16 protein-coding genes are annotated in these 17,290 nt (G+C 64.9%); 12 read left to right on the top strand and 4 right to left on the bottom strand.

Going from position 1 to position 17,290, the window contains the following annotated elements; translation table 11 throughout:
• Nucleotides 1-17: 17 nt before the first annotated feature.
• The 3 genes from JAO75_RS15465 to JAO75_RS15475 all read left to right on the top strand — a co-directional run bounded on the left by JAO75_RS15465 (nucleotide 18) and on the right by JAO75_RS15475 (nucleotide 2,993).
• Nucleotides 18-842: a carbohydrate ABC transporter permease gene (locus JAO75_RS15465; protein WP_246742527.1), complete on the top strand. Its 825-nt coding sequence runs from the start codon at nucleotides 18-20 to the stop codon at nucleotides 840-842.
• An 11-nt stretch (nucleotides 843-853) separates the two neighbouring features.
• Entirely contained in the window at nucleotides 854-1,135 is a 282-nt protein-coding gene (locus JAO75_RS15470; protein ID WP_199050036.1) for a DUF2160 domain-containing protein, read from the top strand.
• Between the two features lie 94 nt (nucleotides 1,136-1,229).
• On the top strand, nucleotides 1,230-2,993 hold the full coding sequence (locus JAO75_RS15475) for an ABC transporter substrate-binding protein (RefSeq protein WP_199050037.1): 1,764 nt from the start codon (nucleotides 1,230-1,232) through the stop codon (nucleotides 2,991-2,993).
• Nucleotides 2,994-3,071: 78 nt separating this feature from the next.
• On the opposite strand, the gene JAO75_RS15480 is transcribed toward JAO75_RS15475, so the two are convergent.
• The gene (locus JAO75_RS15480; RefSeq protein ID WP_199050038.1) at nucleotides 3,072-3,797 is read right to left on the bottom strand and encodes a BON domain-containing protein; all 726 of its coding nucleotides are present in this window, start codon (nucleotides 3,795-3,797) and stop codon (nucleotides 3,072-3,074) included.
• A 242-nt stretch (nucleotides 3,798-4,039) separates the two neighbouring features.
• Here JAO75_RS15480 and JAO75_RS15485 point away from each other — a divergent pair, with 242 nt between their 5' ends.
• Both JAO75_RS15485 and JAO75_RS15490 read left to right on the top strand, forming a co-directional pair.
• Nucleotides 4,040-4,798 (top strand): LapA family protein, encoded by a 759-nt coding sequence (locus tag JAO75_RS15485; protein WP_199050039.1) that lies wholly within the window; start codon nucleotides 4,040-4,042, stop codon nucleotides 4,796-4,798.
• Nucleotides 4,799-5,068: 270 nt separating this feature from the next.
• The gene (locus JAO75_RS15490) at nucleotides 5,069-6,610 is read left to right on the top strand and encodes a DUF4142 domain-containing protein (protein WP_199050040.1); all 1,542 of its coding nucleotides are present in this window, start codon (nucleotides 5,069-5,071) and stop codon (nucleotides 6,608-6,610) included.
• A gap of 571 nt (nucleotides 6,611-7,181) precedes the next feature.
• Here JAO75_RS15490 and JAO75_RS15495 read toward each other — a convergent pair.
• Nucleotides 7,182-8,663, bottom strand: a complete 1,482-nt coding sequence (locus JAO75_RS15495) for a PRC-barrel domain-containing protein (RefSeq protein ID WP_199050041.1) — start codon at nucleotides 8,661-8,663, stop codon at nucleotides 7,182-7,184.
• 419 nt (nucleotides 8,664-9,082) lie between these two features.
• Here JAO75_RS15495 and JAO75_RS15500 point away from each other — a divergent pair, with 419 nt between their 5' ends.
• The 7 genes from JAO75_RS15500 (at nucleotide 9,083) to JAO75_RS15525 (ending at nucleotide 15,479) form a co-directional block, all read left to right on the top strand.
• Nucleotides 9,083-9,667, top strand: a complete 585-nt coding sequence (locus JAO75_RS15500) for a hypothetical protein (RefSeq protein WP_199050042.1) — start codon at nucleotides 9,083-9,085, stop codon at nucleotides 9,665-9,667.
• Nucleotides 9,668-9,793: 126 nt separating this feature from the next.
• Nucleotides 9,794-10,366: a hypothetical protein gene (locus JAO75_RS15505; RefSeq protein WP_199050043.1), complete on the top strand. Its 573-nt coding sequence runs from the start codon at nucleotides 9,794-9,796 to the stop codon at nucleotides 10,364-10,366.
• Nucleotides 10,366-10,500 (top strand): small membrane protein YohP, encoded by a 135-nt coding sequence (locus tag JAO75_RS25215; RefSeq protein ID WP_281433519.1) that lies wholly within the window; start codon nucleotides 10,366-10,368, stop codon nucleotides 10,498-10,500. Before JAO75_RS15505 ends, JAO75_RS25215 begins: the two co-directional genes overlap by 1 nt.
• A gap of 12 nt (nucleotides 10,501-10,512) precedes the next feature.
• Entirely contained in the window at nucleotides 10,513-12,087 is a 1,575-nt protein-coding gene (locus tag JAO75_RS15510) for a phospholipase D-like domain-containing protein (protein ID WP_199050044.1), read from the top strand.
• An 86-nt stretch (nucleotides 12,088-12,173) separates the two neighbouring features.
• On the top strand, nucleotides 12,174-13,100 hold the full coding sequence (locus JAO75_RS15515) for an endonuclease/exonuclease/phosphatase family protein (RefSeq protein WP_199050045.1): 927 nt from the start codon (nucleotides 12,174-12,176) through the stop codon (nucleotides 13,098-13,100).
• A 209-nt stretch (nucleotides 13,101-13,309) separates the two neighbouring features.
• Complete coding sequence (locus JAO75_RS15520; protein ID WP_199050046.1) at nucleotides 13,310-14,602, top strand: PRC-barrel domain-containing protein; 1,293 nt, start codon at nucleotides 13,310-13,312, stop codon at nucleotides 14,600-14,602.
• Nucleotides 14,603-14,771: 169 nt separating this feature from the next.
• Nucleotides 14,772-15,479, top strand: a complete 708-nt coding sequence (locus JAO75_RS15525) for a hypothetical protein (RefSeq protein ID WP_199050047.1) — start codon at nucleotides 14,772-14,774, stop codon at nucleotides 15,477-15,479.
• A 125-nt stretch (nucleotides 15,480-15,604) separates the two neighbouring features.
• On the opposite strand, the gene JAO75_RS15530 is transcribed toward JAO75_RS15525, so the two are convergent.
• A complete protein-coding gene (locus tag JAO75_RS15530; RefSeq protein ID WP_199050048.1) occupies nucleotides 15,605-16,084 on the bottom strand; it encodes a PRC-barrel domain-containing protein in 480 nt (159 codons plus the stop codon).
• A gap of 388 nt (nucleotides 16,085-16,472) precedes the next feature.
• Nucleotides 16,473-16,736, bottom strand: coding sequence for a glycine zipper domain-containing protein (locus JAO75_RS15535; protein WP_199050049.1), 264 nt, complete (start codon nucleotides 16,734-16,736; stop codon nucleotides 16,473-16,475).
• Between the last annotated feature and the right edge of the window lie 554 nt (nucleotides 16,737-17,290).

Genomic DNA, 17,290 nt, shown 5'->3' on the forward strand with positions numbered 1-17,290 from the left:
GTGCTACGCCGCTTGCCATGAACAAGGCCGTGCCCCGCCCCCGCGTGAACGGTCGGGCGATCGTGATGGGCCTCTATCTGCTGTTCCTGATGCTGCCGATCTATTGGCTCGTGAACATGAGCCTGAAGACCAATGCGGAGATCACGTCGGGCCTCACCCTGTGGCCGCAGGACCTCACCTTCGACAACTACCGCACGATCTTCACCGATGAGAGCTGGTATTCCGGCTACATCAACTCGCTGACATACGTCCTGATCAACACGGTGCTGTCGATCTCGTTCGCGCTGCCTGCGGCCTATGCGTTCTCGCGCTACCGCTTCCTGGGCGACAAGCACCTGTTCTTCTGGCTGCTCACCAACCGCATGGCGCCGCCGGCGGTCTTCGCCCTGCCCTTCTTCAACCTCTACTCGGCCGTCGGTCTCTTCGATACGCCCTGGGCCGTCGCCCTTGCCCATTGCCTGTTCAACGTGCCCCTCGCGGTGTGGATCCTCGAAGGCTTCATGTCGGGCGTGCCGCGGGAGATCGACGAGACGGCGGCCATCGACGGCTATTCCTTCCCGCGATTCTTCGTGAAGATCTTCATGCCGCTGATCGCCTCCGGCATCGGCGTCGCCGCCTTCTTCTGTTTCATGTTCTCCTGGGTCGAGCTGCTGCTCGCGCGCACGCTCACCTCGGTCAACGCCAAGCCCATCGCCGCCACCATGACGCGCACCGTCTCGGCCGCCGGCATGGATTGGGGCCTCTTGGCGGCAGCGGGCGTGCTGACCATCGTGCCGGGAGCGCTCGTGATCTGGTTCGTCCGCAACTACATCGCCAAGGGCTTCGCCCTCGGACGGGTCTGAAGGAGAGCACCATGTCCGATCTCGCATGGATGGCCTGGACCTGGCAGACCGGCCTCTTCTTCGCAGCCATCGCCAGCCTGCTCCTGGTCATGACCCTGCTGGCGATCTATCGTCCCGAGACGGAGCGGGTCGGCGTCCTGCGCATTCCGACAACGCGCGGCGACCGGCTCTTCATTTCGCTCCTCGGCTCCGCCTTCATCCACCTCGCTTGGCTCGGGCTCGTCGGCCCGGACCTGTGGTGGGCCTCTGCCCTTTCGCTCCTCTATGCGGCGGCGGTGTTCCGCTACGTGTGAGGAGAGGGAAAAATCAAACGCCCTGCGGTTCGCCCGGACCGCAGGGACCAAGACCGGTGCATCAGCCGGCAGGGCATCACTTGGGAGGAACACGATGAAACTCACCCAAACTCACCGACGCCTGAGACTCTTCGTCTCGGCAAGCGTGCTGGCCATGGCGCTGGGCAGCAGCGCAGCTCTTGCGGGCATGGAAGAAGCCCGCCGCTGGATCGACAGCGAGTTCCAGCCCTCGACGCTCTCCAAGGAAGAGCAGCTGAAGGAGATGGAATGGTTCGTGAATGCGGCGAAGCCCTTCGCCGGCATGGAGATCAACGTGGTCTCCGAGACCATTACGACCCATGAATACGAGGCCCGCACGCTCGCCAAGGCATTCTCGGAGATCACCGGCATCAAGCTCACCCACGACCTGATCCAGGAAGGCGACGTGGTGGAGAAGATCCAGACGCAGATGCAGTCGGGCCGCAACATCTACGACGCCTGGGTCAACGATTCCGACCTCATCGGCACCCACTTCCGCTACAAGCAGGCGGTGGCGCTCGACGATTGGATGGCAGGCGAAGGCAAGGACGTTACCTCGCCGACGCTGGACATCAACGACTTCATCGGTAAGTCCTTCACCACGGCGCCCGACGGCAAAATGTACCAGCTGCCGGACCAGCAGTTCGCGAACGTGTACTGGTTCCGCTACGACTGGTTCCAGCGCCCGGACATCAGGGAGAAGTTCAAGGCCAAGTACGGCTACGATCTCGGCGTGCCGGTGAACTGGTCGGCCTATGAGGACATCGCCGAGTTCTTCACCAACGACGTGAAGGAGATCGACGGCGTCAAGGTCTATGGCCACATGGATTACGGCAAGAAGGACCCGTCCCTCGGCTGGCGCTTCACCGATGCCTGGCTGTCCATGGCCGGCAATGGCGACAAGGGCATTCCGAACGGCCTTCCGGTCGATGAATGGGGCATCCGCATGGAGGGCTGCCGCCCGGTCGGCTCCTCCGTCGAGCGCGGCGGCGACACCAACGGACCTGCCTCCGTCTACGCCATCAGCAAATACCTCGAGTGGCTGAAGAAGTATTCGCCGCCGCAGGCAGCCGGCATGACCTTCTCCGAGTCCGGACCTGTCCCCGCACAGGGTAACATCGCCCAGCAGATGTTCTGGTACACCGCTTTCACGGCCGACATGGTGAAGCCCGGCCTTCCGGTGGTGAATGCCGACAACACGCCGAAATGGCGCATGGCTCCTTCGCCGAAGGGCGCCTACTGGAAGGACGGCATGAAGCTCGGCTACCAGGATGCCGGCTCATGGACGCTGCTGAAGTCCACGCCCGTCGATCGCCGCAAGGCCGCCTGGCTCTACGCGCAGTTCGTGACCTCGAAGACGGTCTCGCTGAAGAAGAGCCATGTGGGTCTCACCTTCATCCGCGAGAGTGACATCTGGCACCCGTCCATGACGGAGCGCGCGCCGCAGCTCGGCGGCCTGGTGGAGTTCTACCGCTCGCCTGCCCGCGTGCAGTGGACGCCCACGGGCAACAACATCCCGGACTACCCGAAGCTCGCGCAGCTCTGGTGGCAGAACATCGGCGACGCGGCCTCCGGGGCCAAGACTCCGCAGGAGGCGATGAACTCGCTGGCTGCGGCACAGGACGACGTGCTGAGCCGCCTCGAGCGCGCCAACGTGCAGGGCGAGTGCGGGCCGAAGATGAACCCCAAGACCACGGCCGAGGAGTGGTTCAAGAAGGCCGAAGCCGCCGGCACCATCGCGCCTCAGCGCAAGCTGGCGAACGAGAAGCCGAAGGGCGAGACGGTGGATTACGACACGCTCATCAAGAGCTGGCCGGCCAATCCCCCCAAGCGCAGCTGATCGAAACAGGCTCCATCCGAAAGGGTGGAGCCTTTTTCTTGCGCCGGGCGCGAGACGCCCGGTCGACAGGCCAGCTCCTCAGGCAGGCCTGACGCGCAGGTTGTTCTGCACGTGAGTCACGCCCGAGACGGCTTCGGCGATGTCTTCGGCGCGCCGCTTTTCGAACCGGGTCGTCACCCTGCCGGAGAGCATCACCTCCCGGTCCTTGACGCCGATCTCGATGTCGGATGCATCCACATGGGGGTCATCGGTGAGCCGATGCGCGACCTCGTCGAGGATGCGCTCGTCGGAGCGCCGGTAGTTGCGAGGGCCGCGGCCGCGATATCCCCGCTCCCGATGGTGTTCCGTCTCCAGCCCGACGGCTCCGGCGAAATCCTCGTAGAAATTCTCGGCCGCTTGGACGAGCTCTCGTCCGGCACGCTTGTCCTGCTCCCAGGAACTCCTGCCGGAGCGATGCCGGTCATATCTCCGGAAACCGGGATCCCTGTCACGGCGTGCGTCTGCATCGAACCGCGCGTCGCGCCGGCCGCGCTCGAACCCGCTTTCATCCCTGTAGAGCGGTTCATCGTGCCTGTAGAGCGGCTCGTCGTGGGGAAGCGCCGCTCCGGCTCCGGCGAAGCTTTCCTCCGCATAATATGCGGACGGCACGCGGGGCTGCCAATTCCGCAGGTCGCGGTCGTCGCTGCCGTAACGGGCATAATCGGGGCGTTGCTCCAGGTAGGCTCCCTCCTCCGCCCGGTACTCGTTGTGGAGATACTCGTCGAGATTGTCCGATCCGCCGGTGAAACGATTCCTGTTGGCCATGCCGCTGTTCCTCTCGATCTGAAGACCACTGCTCCAGGGTGAATATCGCTGCCCGGCACCGGTTCCATTCCCACGGGCGATCCTGCTCGGGAGGTGACCGAACGGCTCTCCAGCCGCAGCACCGGCGAAGCGGCATGACGGAGCGCAGAACTCGGGACGCTGCCGTACCGAAGCCGGAAAGGCTCAGGAACGCCGGGTGGGCGCCTTGCTTTCTTCCTCCAACCCAATGCTTCAGGTGCCCCATGCCGGCTGAACTCTCCGACACCACCAAGACCACCGCCAAACAACCTGCCTTCATTGCTCTTGCAGTCGTGGCCGCCCTCGGCTGGATCATTGCGATCTGGTCCATCGCGTCGAGTTCCCGTGAGACGGCACAGCTCAGCGAGCGGATCGAACGGCTCGAAGCGGAATACCGCGCCACGACCAGCCAGCTCGCCGAATTGCGGCAGAACGTCGGAACCCTCGAGAACCTCCGGGAGCAGATCACGACCGCCCGCGCGGATCTCGAGCATCTCAGGCAGCAGCAGGAGCAGCTCGTCCAGACGCTCGCGCAGACCCGCACCGCCGTGCAGGAGGCAGAACAGCGCCTCCGGGAGGCTCGTGAGGCCCAGGCTCAGGCCAATCAGGACCTTTCCGCGATTCAGTCGAACATCGCCGGGTTCGAACAGCAGCGCACCGAGATTGCCCGGGCAACCGGCGAGCTTGCCGCAACGCGCGACAGGCTGATGGACGAGGTGCGGCAGGCGAACGAACGGTCCAGCTCCCTGCAGCAGCAGCTCACCGAGCTCACCAGCCAGCTTGATGCACGACGCCAGGAACTCAGCGGGATCGAGCAGCGGGCTCCGGCGGTTCGAGCCGGCTCGAACCGGGGATATACGCCTGCCGATCGCGACTCCACGGCCAGCACCCGGGGCGCATCTCGCATCGCTCCTGCAGGATCGCAGCAGACCTATCGCTGCAGCGAGGATGGGACCGGCTGGACCTGCAGCGCAGGACGGTAACAGCGAAACGAATGCCGATGCGCACGCGATCCGCCTTGGCGGATCGCGTAGTGGCAAACGTTCGCAAGCGTACAGTGTTTGTCGGTAAAGCGAGCGGTCCCCAGGAACGGCACAAGGTCCTGCCTGTTGCCGTCACAAGCGCACGGCCAATCCTTGCGGCACCTGAACTTTTCTTCCGTGCCGACGCCGTCGACCTCTAGCGGTGCGTAATCGCGAAGAGCCCGGTCCGCACCGGGCCTCTTCCAATCAATTTCTCAAGGAGACAGAACTATGATGAAGCGACTTCTCTTAGCAACAGTGTTGGGATCGACAGCACTGGTGCCGGCATCCGCTTACGCTCAGAATCAGACGCAGCCCGGCACGCCGCAGGGCGCCGCCGCCCAGCAGAACCAGGCACAGCAGGTCTCGGCTTCCGATTTCGTCAACCGTGCCGCTATGGGCAATCAGTTCGAAATACAGTCGAGCCAGCTCGCCCAGCAGAAAGGCCAGAACGAGCGCGTGCGCCAGTTCGCCCAGAGGATGATCCAGGATCATACCGCTGCCGGCGATCGGCTTCAGTCGATGGTGCAGGGCATGCAGGGCGTGACGATGCCGTCCAGCCTCGATCAGCGGCACCAGCAGATGCTTCAGACCCTGCAGAATGCCTCGGGTCCGGGCTTCGACAGAAACTACGTTCAGCTGCAGATCGGTGCGCATCGCGACGCCGTCGCTCTCTACGATCAATACGCGCAGAACGGCGATAACCAGCAGCTGAAGCAGTTTGCGCAGCAGACGCTGCCGACCCTGCGCGAGCATCTCCAGCAGGCTCAGCAGATCCAGACGCAGCTTCCTCCGGCCCAGGTGGGTCAGGCACCGGACGGGCAGCAGATGCAGGGGCAGCAGACCGCGCAGAACCAGCAGGCTGGGTCGCGGATTCTGGTTCAGCAGGCGGCACCGACGGTGCGGGTGGACCCGGCGGATCCGCGGGTGATCGTGCGCCAGCAGCAGCCGCAGGTGACGGTGAACCAGGCGCAGCCGGAGATCCTCGTGCGCCAGCCGCAGCCGACGGTGCGGGTGGACATTCCGCAGCCGGAGATCATCGTGCGCATGCCGCAGCCGGACGTGAACGTGGCGCTGGCGCAGCCGCAGGTGCAGGTGCGCCAGCCGCAGCCGCAGGTGCAGGTGACGCAGCCGCAGCAGCCTCAGGTACAGGTGGAGCGGAGCCAGCCGCAGGTGATGGTGCAGCGTCAGGCGGGCTCCGAGGCTCAGGTGCAGGTGCAGCGGGCGGAGGGTCAGCCGACGGTGCGGTATGAGCGGGCCGAGCCGCGGGTTGTGGTGAACCAAGCGGAGGGCCAGCCCAACGTGCGCATCGAGCGGCAGGGCGAGGGCCAGCAGGCCAGCGCCCAAACGCAGCAGCGGCCCGAGTTCACCGAAGAGCAGCGCCGCATGGTGAGCGAGCGGTTGAGAGCGGGCGACGATGTCGAGACCACAGCCGCGGTCAACCAGAACTTCGAGATGCGCCCGGTCGCCGTTAGCGATCTCGAGGACACGGATGTCTACAACGCCCGTGGTGACGAGATCGGCCAGGTAGATCGTGTGATCGTCACACCGCAGGGCCGTCACTTCGTAGTGGTCGGAGCCGGCGGGTTCCTGGGCATCGGCCGTGATACGGTTGCCTTCCCGCTGGAGCGCTTCGGCATGCGGAACGACCGTCTCGTGATCCGCGGCGTCACCGAGCAGGACATCGAGGCCATGGACGATTACCGGGACCGTCTCGACAGCTATCAGCGTGTCGACCGCACCGCTCAGGCGGAGCTGAGGATCTGGGAATAAGGCATGCTGCCGAGCCGTAAAGGCTCCACCATGCTGCCTCCCCGAGCAGCCTTGATGTAAGGGGCGCATAAACCAGAGAAACCGGGCGTTCAGGAAACCCTGAACGCCCGGTTTCTTCGTTTGGGAGCAGATGTTCAAGCGCATCCGGCCGGTCCAATTGAAAGTCGAGCAGGATGACGGCCTTGGGATTGCGAGGTCTATGTGCTCCGGGTGAGCCCGCGAGCTTCGGGATTGCATCGATGTCGAAGGATCTGCAACGAACTCCGCGAGGAGAGGTCCAGGCCGGACGGCCAAAGGCCGAGCCCTGGGCTCGCCGATAAAACGAGGTGGTTCGATTTCCAACCTGCGCTTCCGGCGCTGACGAATTCTCTGAATGAGGATCGACGATGAACGGCGCGGATCCAGAAGATCAAGGCCGGGCTGCGGGAACCGCGTCTATGGTCTTTCCATGGTTTAGAGAAAGTGGCGGTCGGTCAGCACGATCCGTGACGGCAAGGCAGGCTCACAAGAGCACAAAGAAAACGGGCCGGTGGAGTTGTCCACCGGCCCGCACGGTAAGCACTGCGGACGTTTACTCCCAGACCCGCAGCTCGGCCTGTTCGGTGCGGCCGACGCGCTCGAAGTTATCGACGGTGTCGCGATAGTCGTCCATGGCCTCGATGTCCTCCTCGGTGACGCCGCGGATCACGAGACGGTCGCCGCGCATCCAGAACCGCTCCAGCGGGAACGCGACCCGGTCGCTGCCGATACCGAGGAACCCGCCGGCCTCGACCACTACGAACCGACGACCCTGCGGCGTCACGATGACCCGCTCCACCTCACCCAGTTCGTTGCCACGGGCATTGTACACGTCCATGTCCTCAAGCTGGGATACCGCCAGCGGGCGCATCTCGGCATCGGCAGTGATGGAACCGGTGCTCTGCACATCCCCTTCATTGACGCGCTCGCGAACGATCCGGCGCTGATCCTCGGAATAGACCGATCCGGCGGCGGCCTGACGCGACTGCGCTTCCGGGCTGGGCGGAGGCGGTGCCACGGTTCCACCAAGAGCAGCCGGATCGCTGATCCGGGCCGTATCGGCGGCCTGATTGGAAGCGGTCTGCTGCTCCGTCGGCTCCTGCGTCTGCGCACTGGCCTGCTGGCCCTCGCCCTGCCGCTCGATGCGCACGTTGGGCTGACCCTCCGCTTGGTTCACCACAACCCGCGGCTCGGCCCGCTCATACCGCACCGTCGGCTGACCCTCCGCCCGCTGCACCTGCACCTGAGCCTCGGAGCCCGCCTGACGCTGCACCATCACCTGCGGCTGGCTCCGCTCCACCTGTACCTGAGGCTGCTGCGGCTGCGTCACCTGCACCTGCGGCTGCGGCTGGCGCACCTGCACCTGCGGCTGCGCCAGCGCCACGTTCACGTCCGGCTGCGGCATGCGCACGATGATCTCCGGCTGCGGAATGTCCACCCGCACCGTCGGCTGCGGCTGGCGCACGAGGATCTCCGGCTGCGCCTGGTTCACCGTCACCTGCGGCTGCTGCTGGCGCACGATCACCCGCGGATCCGCCGGGTCCACCCGCACCGTCGGTGCCGCCTGCTGAACCAGAATCCGCGACCCAGCCTGCTGCATATTCCGGCCGTCGCCGCCGAGAGCGATCAGCTGATCCTCACCGGCCTCTCTGAAGCCCGCCATGTTCGGGCGGTAGCTCCGCAGCGACCTGTAATCCGCCTCGCTCATGTTCGAGACGATCGCGCGGTCGCCCTGCAGCATCATGCGTGAGAGAGGCACGAGGCGCGCCTCGCCTCCCAGACCGAGAAACTCGTCGAAGCTGACGACGGCGAAGGTCTGGTTGTTCTGGCCCAGCACAACGCTGTCGATCTGACCGATCGTCTGGCCTTGAGGCGTGTACACCTCGCGGCCTTCCAGATCGGACGCTGCGATCTGGCGACCCTGACTGGCCTGGCCCGCCTGATTGGGCTGGTTCTGGCCGCCGGCTCCCTGCGCCATCGCGGCAGCAGGCACCAGGGCGGTGGAGGCCAGTACGGCCAACGTGATCAATCTCATCGTCGTCTCCCTCTCCAGTTGGATGGCGGCTCAATGCCGCTCGACGGCGGCAATGGTCATGATGCTATCAACGCGCCCAAGGTCGGTGATCGCCCCTGTCCCGTTCGGAACTCGGTACGGTAGCGAACGGCCGCTGCGAGCTTCCGCATCATTGGAGCCGGCTGGGCATCCGTCGCCGCTGCCGTGGCGGGAAGATGCGTTCGGGCTCGGGCTGACATTCTGAAGCGGAAGTGCCGGGGCGGCGAGACTTTCCAATGTTGGTACGCTCCCCGACCGAACCCCCATCTGCCGCTGAACCATCCCACTGGCCGAGGGTTCGCCGTGATGTCGGCAAAGCGTCGTGCCTGCGCTTTCGCCGACGGTTCGGCAGCCCGCCGGCTGGCCAGGTCGGCACCACAGGCATCATGGGAGAGGACCCAATGCGGCACACTTCACTTGCAACACTTGCAACCGCCCTGGTGATTGGCAGCGCGAGCGTGGCTGTTGCGCAAGGCAACCAGCAATCCGGCCAGGGGCAGGGCTCCGGCGGCCAGCAGCAGTTCGGCCAGAGTTCCAATGCGAACCGCTTCGAGGGCCGTTCGGCGTTGCGGCAGCAGTTGCGCCAGCTCGGCTTCCAGAACATCCGCATCCTGGACACGGCTTTCCTCGTCCAGGCCAGCACGCCGGACGGGCGAACCGTTCTCATGATGGTGGACCCTCCCGGCAGCGTCGGGCTGATCGCCGTCCAGCCGGGGCAACGGCAGGGCGGTCAATCGGGCCAGCAGGGCCAGCGCTCCGGCATGAACCAGGGCCAGGGCATGTCAGGACAGGGCAGCGGAAGCAGCCAGAGCATGATGTCCGAAAGCCAGGTCCGCTCGATGCTGCAGCAACGGGGTCTCACGAACATCCAGAGCCTGCAGCGCGAGGGCGACCGCTTTACCGCCGTGGCCGATTGGCAGGGCGAGCAGGTGGACATCAGCGTGAACGCCGTGACCGGCGAGATCACTCAACCCGGAAGCCTGTAACGGCCCATCACGTGACGCAGGAGGGCGGCGCGGCAGCCCGCCCTCCTGCGGCGGGCACCTTTCGTTAGCCCGCCCGTTTCCTTTCATTCAAACCAGCTCATCTCAGCGACAAGAGGACTCCGACCTATGCGCGCACGAATCCTTGTTCCGTTTACGGCCATTCTGGCCCTTGCCGCCTGCGGCGAGGACCAGACAGCGCAGGCGCCCGTAACGCCCACGGCGCCTCCAGTCACTGAAACAGCAGAGGCCCCGCCGCCGCCAGCGCCTGCAGCACCTGCTCCCGTCGCTGAAGCCCCTGCTCCCACCGCAGGAACGGGCACGGTCGTCGCGCCCAGCGAAACGACAGGAGCAACCACGCCAGCCCCCTCGCCCGGCAGCGCCCAGACCGCAGCCGTTGCAGCAACCAGCCTCGAGCCGTTCCACGGCCGAACCTATGCGGCCGGCCCTGTGACGCTCCAGCTCAACCCGGACAAGACTTTCGTCATGCGTGAAACCGGCAGCAGCCGCAAGGTCGAGGGCCGTTATGCCTATGAGAACGGGGTCCTCATCTTCTCCGACGCGACGGGCGACACCGGAACGGTTCAGTTCCCCATGCATTGCCGTTTCATAACCGAAGGCGCGAGCAACTTCCGGCTGGCCGATACCGGCGGAGCCTGCACGCAATTCAAGGACCTCACCTTCGAACCCGCCGCAGGCTGATGCCTGCGACCGGCTCGAATTGGCCAACGTTTGACAAGGATTACGACATGCTGAAATTTCTCGGTGGCACAATCGGCATCATCTTCCTCATCGGCCTGGCGGTTGTGATCGGGCTCTTTGCCCTGATCCTGTGATTTATCGGCGCCATGAGTCCGGTTGACGCCGGAGGCCCGGGCGATGGCACCCATCGGCCTGTCCTCCGGGAGGGCGAGACCTGCTGGCGGATAGCCCACGCCGACCGCATCGCCGTGATCGTCGATGCGGCAGCGTATTTCGCGGCTGCCAAGGCCGCCATTCTGCAGGCTCGACACACGGTGTTCCTGATCGGCTGGGACTTCGATCTGCGCATCCGCCTCGAGCGGACGGATCCCATGCCCGGCGTGCCCGACGAACTGGGCGAGTTCCTGACCCATGTGGTCAAGAACCGGCCGGACCTGCGCATCTTCGTCCTGCGCTGGGACCTGTCGTTTCTCAAGTTCCCGTTCCGGGCCACGTTGCCTCTGAAGCTTCTCGACTGGCTCGCAGGCAAGCGTCTCGAACTGCGCCTCGATCACGAGCACCCCACCGGCGCCTGCCATCACCAGAAGATCGTAGTCGTCGATGACAGCGTCGCGTTCTGCGGCGGCATCGATATGACCGATTTCCGGTGGGACACGCCCGCCCATACCGACGACAATCCATGCCGGGTCGATCCGGGGCGCGCGCACTACCCGCCCTGGCACGACACGACCACGTGCATCATGGGCGAAGCTGCCAGGGTTCTCGGCAGCTTGGCGCGGGAGCGCTGGCACCGGGCCACGGGCGAGGAGGTGCCGCCTTCTCCGCCCTGCGATCCTTGCTGGCCGGATCATCTGTCCCCCGACTTCACCGACCTTCAGGTGGCGATTGCCCGAACCGAGCCGGCCTATGGCGAGGCGCAGCCCGAGGTGCGTGAGATCGAGGCTTTGTACCTTGCCGCCATCAGGGCCGCCCGGCGCACCATCTACATCGAGACGCAGTATTTCGCCTCACATCGGATTGCCATGGCTCTTGGCAAGCGCCTGCAGGAGGAGAACGGGCCCGAGGTGGTCATCGTCAATCCGAAATCCGCCGTCGGATGGCTCGAGGAAGAGGTCATGGGCCCCGCCAGGGCAGTGCTCCTGAAACATATCGGAGAATGCGACAGGCATGGCCGCTTCCGGATCTACACGCCCGTAACGGAGAAGGGACAGGACATCTATGTCCACTCCAAGGTCGTGGTCGTCGACGACTGGCTCCTCCGGGTCGGGTCGTCCAATCTCAACAACCGCTCCATGGGCCTCGACACGGAGTGCGATCTTGCCGTCGAGGTCCCGCCCGCAACGGACAGCAGCGAGACGACGCGTCGGACCATCACGAGCGTGCGTAACCGGCTGGCGGCCGAACACCTGGGAGTCCCGCAGGAACAGTTCGCGGAAACAGTGGAAGCCGAGAACGGATCGCTGATCGGCGCCATCGAACGCCTGCGGCGGGAGCATGGACGAAGCCTCGCTCCGTTCGAGGCGCCGCCGTTCAGCGATCTGGAGCTGGCGGTGGCGGAAAGCCGTGCCCTGGATCCCGACCGTCCGGAGGACATGTCGGAAGCATTGCGGCGCGGGCTCGCCGGACCGGGTCTGGGAAAGGCGCTCGGCATAGGCCTTGCCGCGGCAACCGGCATGGCTGCCGCGGTTGTCCTTGGCCGCAGGCAGACGGGAGCGGGTTAATGCGTTTCCTCGACCCGCGCTGTCCCATGTTCCGCTCCTGATCGTCGGGGCCGTTCCCGTGTCCGGATGATTCAGGGTGTCGTGATTTGCGGATTCTCTTCTCGCGTGCGGTGGATGTCGGCCTGAGCCTTGGCTCCGGCGCGACGGTCGCGGGGCTGTTGGCTCCGTGGTGGCCTGCGCTTGAACTGATCAATCATTTCCGGCCGTTTCTCATCCTCGGCGCCGGCCTGCTGCTGGCATTGGCGCTGGGGCTGCACGCCGGCCGGCTCGCCGCCACCGCAGCGGCTCTTCTGGCCGCCAACCTTGGCCTGATGATCGCCCCTGCCCTGCGCTACACGGCGTCGGCGCATTCAGCCGCCGCGCCGACCCTGAAAGTGGCAACTCTCAACACCTGGATCGCCAAGGGGCAAGCCAGCAGGATCAGGCAGTTCATCGCGCAAGCCGATGCCGACGTGCTTCTGCTCCAGGAGATCGGCCGGGGCGACCGCGCCGCCATCCTCGACGAGCTCGCCTCTTCCTACCCTCATGCCCTGTTCGACCGGAACTCCCGGTCGGGCCCGGCCCTGCTGTCGAAGCAGCCCTGGACGATCAGCGGGAGCATCCCCACAGGCCAGGGCCGCCCGCTGGCGGTCTGGGCCCGCTTCGAACGGGATGGGCATACGTTCGAGGTCGCGAGCGTTCACACGGCAAACCCGTTCGAATGGCACGAGCAGGCCGAGCACATCGATCGCCTCATCGCGTTTGCACGCTCGAGGCGCGTGCCGCTGATCCTCGGCGGCGACTTCAACCTGACGCCCTTCTCGTGGAAGCTCATCAAACTGGCCGAGCGGGCGGATCTGCGCTGGGGGCAGAGCCTTTCGGCCAGCTGGCCGGGGCATCGGATGATCCCGATTGTCCTGCTCGACCACATCCTGGTGTCGAGGGGCATCGCGACCGTCCGGGTCGAGACAGGACCGTTCGTGGGCTCGGACCACTTGCCGATTATCGCCGATCTCGTTCTCGAAGGCCCTTAGGCCGGAGTCGCGGATCGATCCAAGCAGTCATGGCGATCGTGAACCCGGTTTCTGGCTGTGTTCCATGCCGTACCGAGTCCTGCACCCGCATCCGAACGCATCGGGCGCCTCCCTGTTACCCGCAGAGTGCGTGCCGATTGAGCCGGATCCGGTTTTGCGCCGCACTGGGTGAACAAAAGACCTTTCGAAAATTCCTTAGGAGGATCGACATGCTTTCCAAGCGCTTCGTTCGACCATCCCTTCTGGCGCTGGCCCTTGGAGCCGGCCTTGCCGTGCCCGCATCGGCCCAGATCGCCCAGCGTCCATACCTCGCAAGCGACGCCGCTCCCTGGAGTAACAACGAGCTTTATCGGGGCGGCTGGAGCGCCGAGCGGCTCATGGACAACGCCGACGTGATCGGTGCCAACGGCGAGGAGATCGGCAGCATCGAGAACATCATCGTCGGCCAGCAGGGCCGCATTCTCGGCATCGTTGCCGAGGTCGGCGGGTTCTGGGACATCGGCGACACCCATGTGTTCGTGCCCTGGGATCAGGTTCGTGTCAGCGCCAACCTCGAACGGGTCGCCGTGCCGATCACGGAGGATAACGCCGACGACTACGCCTATGCCGCCAACGACGTCCTGACACGCTTCGGCGCGAACCGCACCCAGGTGGTGGACGACGACCTCGAGACCGGCGCGACGATCTGGAAGGCCACGGACGTGATCGACGACTATGCCTATCTCAACGACCGGCGCGCCTATGGCTATGTCAACGACCTGATCTTTTCGGCCGACGGCAATCTGCGGGCTGTGATCGTGAATGTCGGCAGCGCCTGGGGCGGCGGCTATCGCGCAATGCCTTTCACCGGCTATGGCGCCAACTGGAATCCGGGAACGTCCGATCTCTATCTCGGCTACGGCCAGGCGGATGTCGCGGAACTGGAGCGCTTCGACTACGACCGCATGCGCGGCACGGCGATGGTGAGCAACCGGGCAAGGACCAATGCTTCCGCTCAGGCCGTGGGCGAGCGCGCCAACGTGACCGGGGCGGTTGCGACCCAATGGACCTTCAGGAACATTGATTCCGACGGCAACCTCGAGCTGACCGATCGCGAATTCTCCCGGATCAGCGGCAACATCTACACCGGCTGGGACGCCAACCGCGACAGCCGTCTGACCGGGAATGAGTTCTACACCGGGCTCTACGGCGTGTTCGACGAGAACCGTGACCGGCGCGTCACGCAGAACGAGTTCAACCGGGGCTGGCGCAACTGGGGCATCAGCGACCAGCAGATCTCCTACGGGATGTTCGACGCGAACAGTGACGGCATCCTCGATCAGAACGAGTTCCGGACAGGATTCGACCGCATCGGTTACTACGACCGCTGGGATGCCGACCGGGACGGCGACCTTGCCCGGAACGAGTTCGACACCGGCATGTTCGACGTGTGGGATGCGGATTCCGACAATGCCCTCGCTGAGAACGAATTCGGCGAACTGGCCAACCGCAGCTGGTTCTAGGGTCGCTTGAACCCGACGCCTTGCCGCCGGCGGTCGCGCCGGCGGCAAGGCTCACGAACCGGCCCGCAGGAATCTTTGTCCAGTGCCGTACTGATCCGCAGCCTTGCGCGGATCCGACGGTGGCCGGCGGCTTTTATCTCGATCCGGGGGCATGACAGGAGAGAAAGAAATGCAGAGGAAGTCAGTTGCCATGTTCGCAGCCGCCTTGCTGGTGGGCTGCGGTTCGAGCGCCGCATTTGCCCAGTCGCAGATGGAGGCAGACCAGACCTTCGGCTCCAACCGGCCGAGTATCAATCGCGACTGGATCCCCGGCGCGCTGTCGCCTTCTGCGCAGCGTCAGGGCGACTCGATGCAGTACAACCGCGCATGGCCTGCAGGCGACATCTCGGCGGCCGGGAACTCGTCCGCCCGGGGGCAGGCCAGCAATGCGCAGAGCCGCTTCAACCAGCGCGTCATGCTGCGCCAACAGCTGCGCCAGGCAGGCTTCCAGAACATCCGCATCCTGAACGCCACCTACCTGGTCCAGGCCCGCACGCCGGACGGCAGAAGCGTGATCATGGTGGTTGACCCGCAGTCCGCGTCCGCGCCTGAAGCGACCGCCTCGGTCGGCCGGCAGAGCCAGCAGTCCGACTCGAGCAATGCCACCGGGCAAAACCGCAACTCGGCTCCCCTGCTCGACCCCCGCCAGGTCCGGCTGGACCTTCAGTCGCGCGGGTTCTCCAACATCTCGAACCTGAGCCGGGACGGCTACACCTATACCGCGACTGCGGATTGGCGCGGCCAGGAGATGAATGTCCGGGTGGACGGGCGCACCGGCATGATCCTTGAGCCGCGCCCGCTTACGCCAGGCCAGATGCAGGGCCTGCAGAACAATTGACGCGTCGCGGGAGCAGGCTCTCCGCTTCTCTCCGTTCACTCCTGCACGAGATCGCCGCGGCTCCTTCTCAAAGGGGCCGCGGCGATCTGCTGTCGATCCAATGGAACAAGGAGTCCTCCCGCCTCCTACCGGCGGGCTACATTGATGATCTCGGAATCCGCCATCTCGCGGTATTTCTGATCGCGGACATCCCAGTCGGCCGCATTGTCGAGCTCGGCATCGGTCAGGCCAGGCACGACAAGGCGCCCGCCCTGGGTGTAGAGCCTGTCGGCCGGAAGCGGGAATTCCTTCTCGCCGATGCCGACGAAGCCGCCGCGCTCGAGCACGATGAACGTGATTCCGTCGGTGACATCGAGCACCACACGTTTCACGCTCCCGAGCATCTCACCGCGCGTTGAATATATCTCGCGGTTCTCGAGTTCGCCGACGCGCATGGGCTGATAAGGGAGCGGCGCATCGGCCGGAGGCAGCGGGACGCGAGCAGGAGCACCGGGTGCCGGCGATCTCATTTGGCCTGCATCTTGCGACGGAGCAGTTTGGGCCGCTGCGGTACCGAGACCCGGCATAGCCGCTCCCAGCAGCGCCACCAGAAGAAATCCCTTCATCGTATGCAACTCCTAAGGGTCTACTCTTTTTTTGATAAGCATTGCTGCCGATGCTGACGTGGCGTACCAGCCCCGTCCGTGGCAACAGCCTCTATGGCAGGCAACGGGTCCCGGGGGCGCGCGTTCCCGAGCTTGCGTCGCGCATGAGCGCTGTCCGTACGCTGGAGAACATTGACGGCCGGCGATGGCCCGACGCCTCGGTGGCCGCATTCATAGAGCGCAACGCGGCACAGTCCTTGAGCATCAATGACCTCAAGAGCTGAGCGGAGGCGACTGCGGTGGCAAGCGAGGAGCTTGCGACCGATCCACTCAACGCGGATCGATCATTGCAGGAGAGTTGCCACAGAAGGCCTGTCCTCAGGTACGGGCTTTCTGTGGCAGGTCATGATCAGCAGCGCTGCAGCTGGGGATCGCCGTAGACATTATTCAGGCGGCGATTCTTCTGATCGTAAACGTAGCACCATCCGGGCCGGGCCTGGACCTGCTGCGACGTGGTCGCCCCTGCGACGGCACCGATGCCTCCGCCGACAACAGCTCCCACAGGGCCGCCGACAATCGCACCCGTAGTCGCGCCGGCGACCGTGCCGGTTGTCGTCGGTGAGCACGCCGCAACAGCGGCGCAGGCGAGAAGACCGAAAGCAATCTTATACATATGCTGCTCCTATCCGAGAGATGTGTTTCGACCTCTCGGTAGGATAATCATCGTGCGAGAGGTCTCACGGTTAAGTGGCAGCCCGTTGGGAGGTTTCTCTCAGGGCAGGCGCATGGTCTGCCAGCGTACATAAATCCTCGGTGCAGCAACATCGCGCTTCTTGGCATGCGCCTGCTTAAGGTTATGGCCGAGGTTTACCCTATAGCGTCGGGAGCTTGGCCGTCGGATTCTGACCGCACGCCCCTTAGGCTTGCGGAGCACGAGGGGGAGGATCGAGCCGTAGCCGGTCAGGGCCTTAGAGGCTGATCCCGTGTCGCTCGCCCCCATCGCAGCAGCCGGAACCGAACGACCGTGGCAGAACCGGCTTGACGGGGGACACGATGTATTACAGGAACATGGAAAGGAGCCGGACGGCTCCGGCACCGGCCAAGCAGGAAGTTTCTTCCTCTTGGACAGAAGGCAACCCTTCTCCCCGAAGGGCCTGTAGCTCAATGGTTAGAGCCGGCCGCTCATAAGTGCGCCCAACGAGGCATGTTTTCGTCGCCGCCAAAAGG

The sequence above is a fragment of the Microvirga splendida genome (genome assembly GCF_016427565.1).
GTDB lineage: Bacteria > Pseudomonadota > Alphaproteobacteria > Rhizobiales > Beijerinckiaceae > Microvirga > Microvirga splendida.

Excerpts from the sequence above, each read along its gene's own strand:
- JAO75_RS15465 (WP_246742527.1), top strand. The coding sequence starts at position 18 with ATGAACAAGGCCGTGCCCCGCCCCCGCGTGAACGGTCGGGCGATCGTG.
- JAO75_RS15470 (WP_199050036.1), top strand. The coding sequence starts at position 854 with ATGTCCGATCTCGCATGGATGGCCTGGACCTGGCAGACCGGCCTCTTC.
- JAO75_RS15475 (WP_199050037.1), top strand. The coding sequence starts at position 1,230 with ATGAAACTCACCCAAACTCACCGACGCCTGAGACTCTTCGTCTCGGCA.
- JAO75_RS15480 (WP_199050038.1), bottom strand. The coding sequence starts at position 3,797 with ATGGCCAACAGGAATCGTTTCACCGGCGGATCGGACAATCTCGACGAG.
- JAO75_RS15485 (WP_199050039.1), top strand. The coding sequence starts at position 4,040 with ATGCCGGCTGAACTCTCCGACACCACCAAGACCACCGCCAAACAACCT.
- JAO75_RS15490 (WP_199050040.1), top strand. The coding sequence starts at position 5,069 with ATGATGAAGCGACTTCTCTTAGCAACAGTGTTGGGATCGACAGCACTG.
- JAO75_RS15495 (WP_199050041.1), bottom strand. The coding sequence starts at position 8,663 with ATGAGATTGATCACGTTGGCCGTACTGGCCTCCACCGCCCTGGTGCCT.
- JAO75_RS15500 (WP_199050042.1), top strand. The coding sequence starts at position 9,083 with ATGCGGCACACTTCACTTGCAACACTTGCAACCGCCCTGGTGATTGGC.
- JAO75_RS15505 (WP_199050043.1), top strand. The coding sequence starts at position 9,794 with ATGCGCGCACGAATCCTTGTTCCGTTTACGGCCATTCTGGCCCTTGCC.
- JAO75_RS25215 (WP_281433519.1), top strand. The coding sequence starts at position 10,366 with ATGCCTGCGACCGGCTCGAATTGGCCAACGTTTGACAAGGATTACGAC.
- JAO75_RS15510 (WP_199050044.1), top strand. The coding sequence starts at position 10,513 with ATGAGTCCGGTTGACGCCGGAGGCCCGGGCGATGGCACCCATCGGCCT.
- JAO75_RS15520 (WP_199050046.1), top strand. The coding sequence starts at position 13,310 with ATGCTTTCCAAGCGCTTCGTTCGACCATCCCTTCTGGCGCTGGCCCTT.
- JAO75_RS15525 (WP_199050047.1), top strand. The coding sequence starts at position 14,772 with ATGCAGAGGAAGTCAGTTGCCATGTTCGCAGCCGCCTTGCTGGTGGGC.
- JAO75_RS15530 (WP_199050048.1), bottom strand. The coding sequence starts at position 16,084 with ATGAAGGGATTTCTTCTGGTGGCGCTGCTGGGAGCGGCTATGCCGGGT.
- JAO75_RS15535 (WP_199050049.1), bottom strand. The coding sequence starts at position 16,736 with ATGTATAAGATTGCTTTCGGTCTTCTCGCCTGCGCCGCTGTTGCGGCG.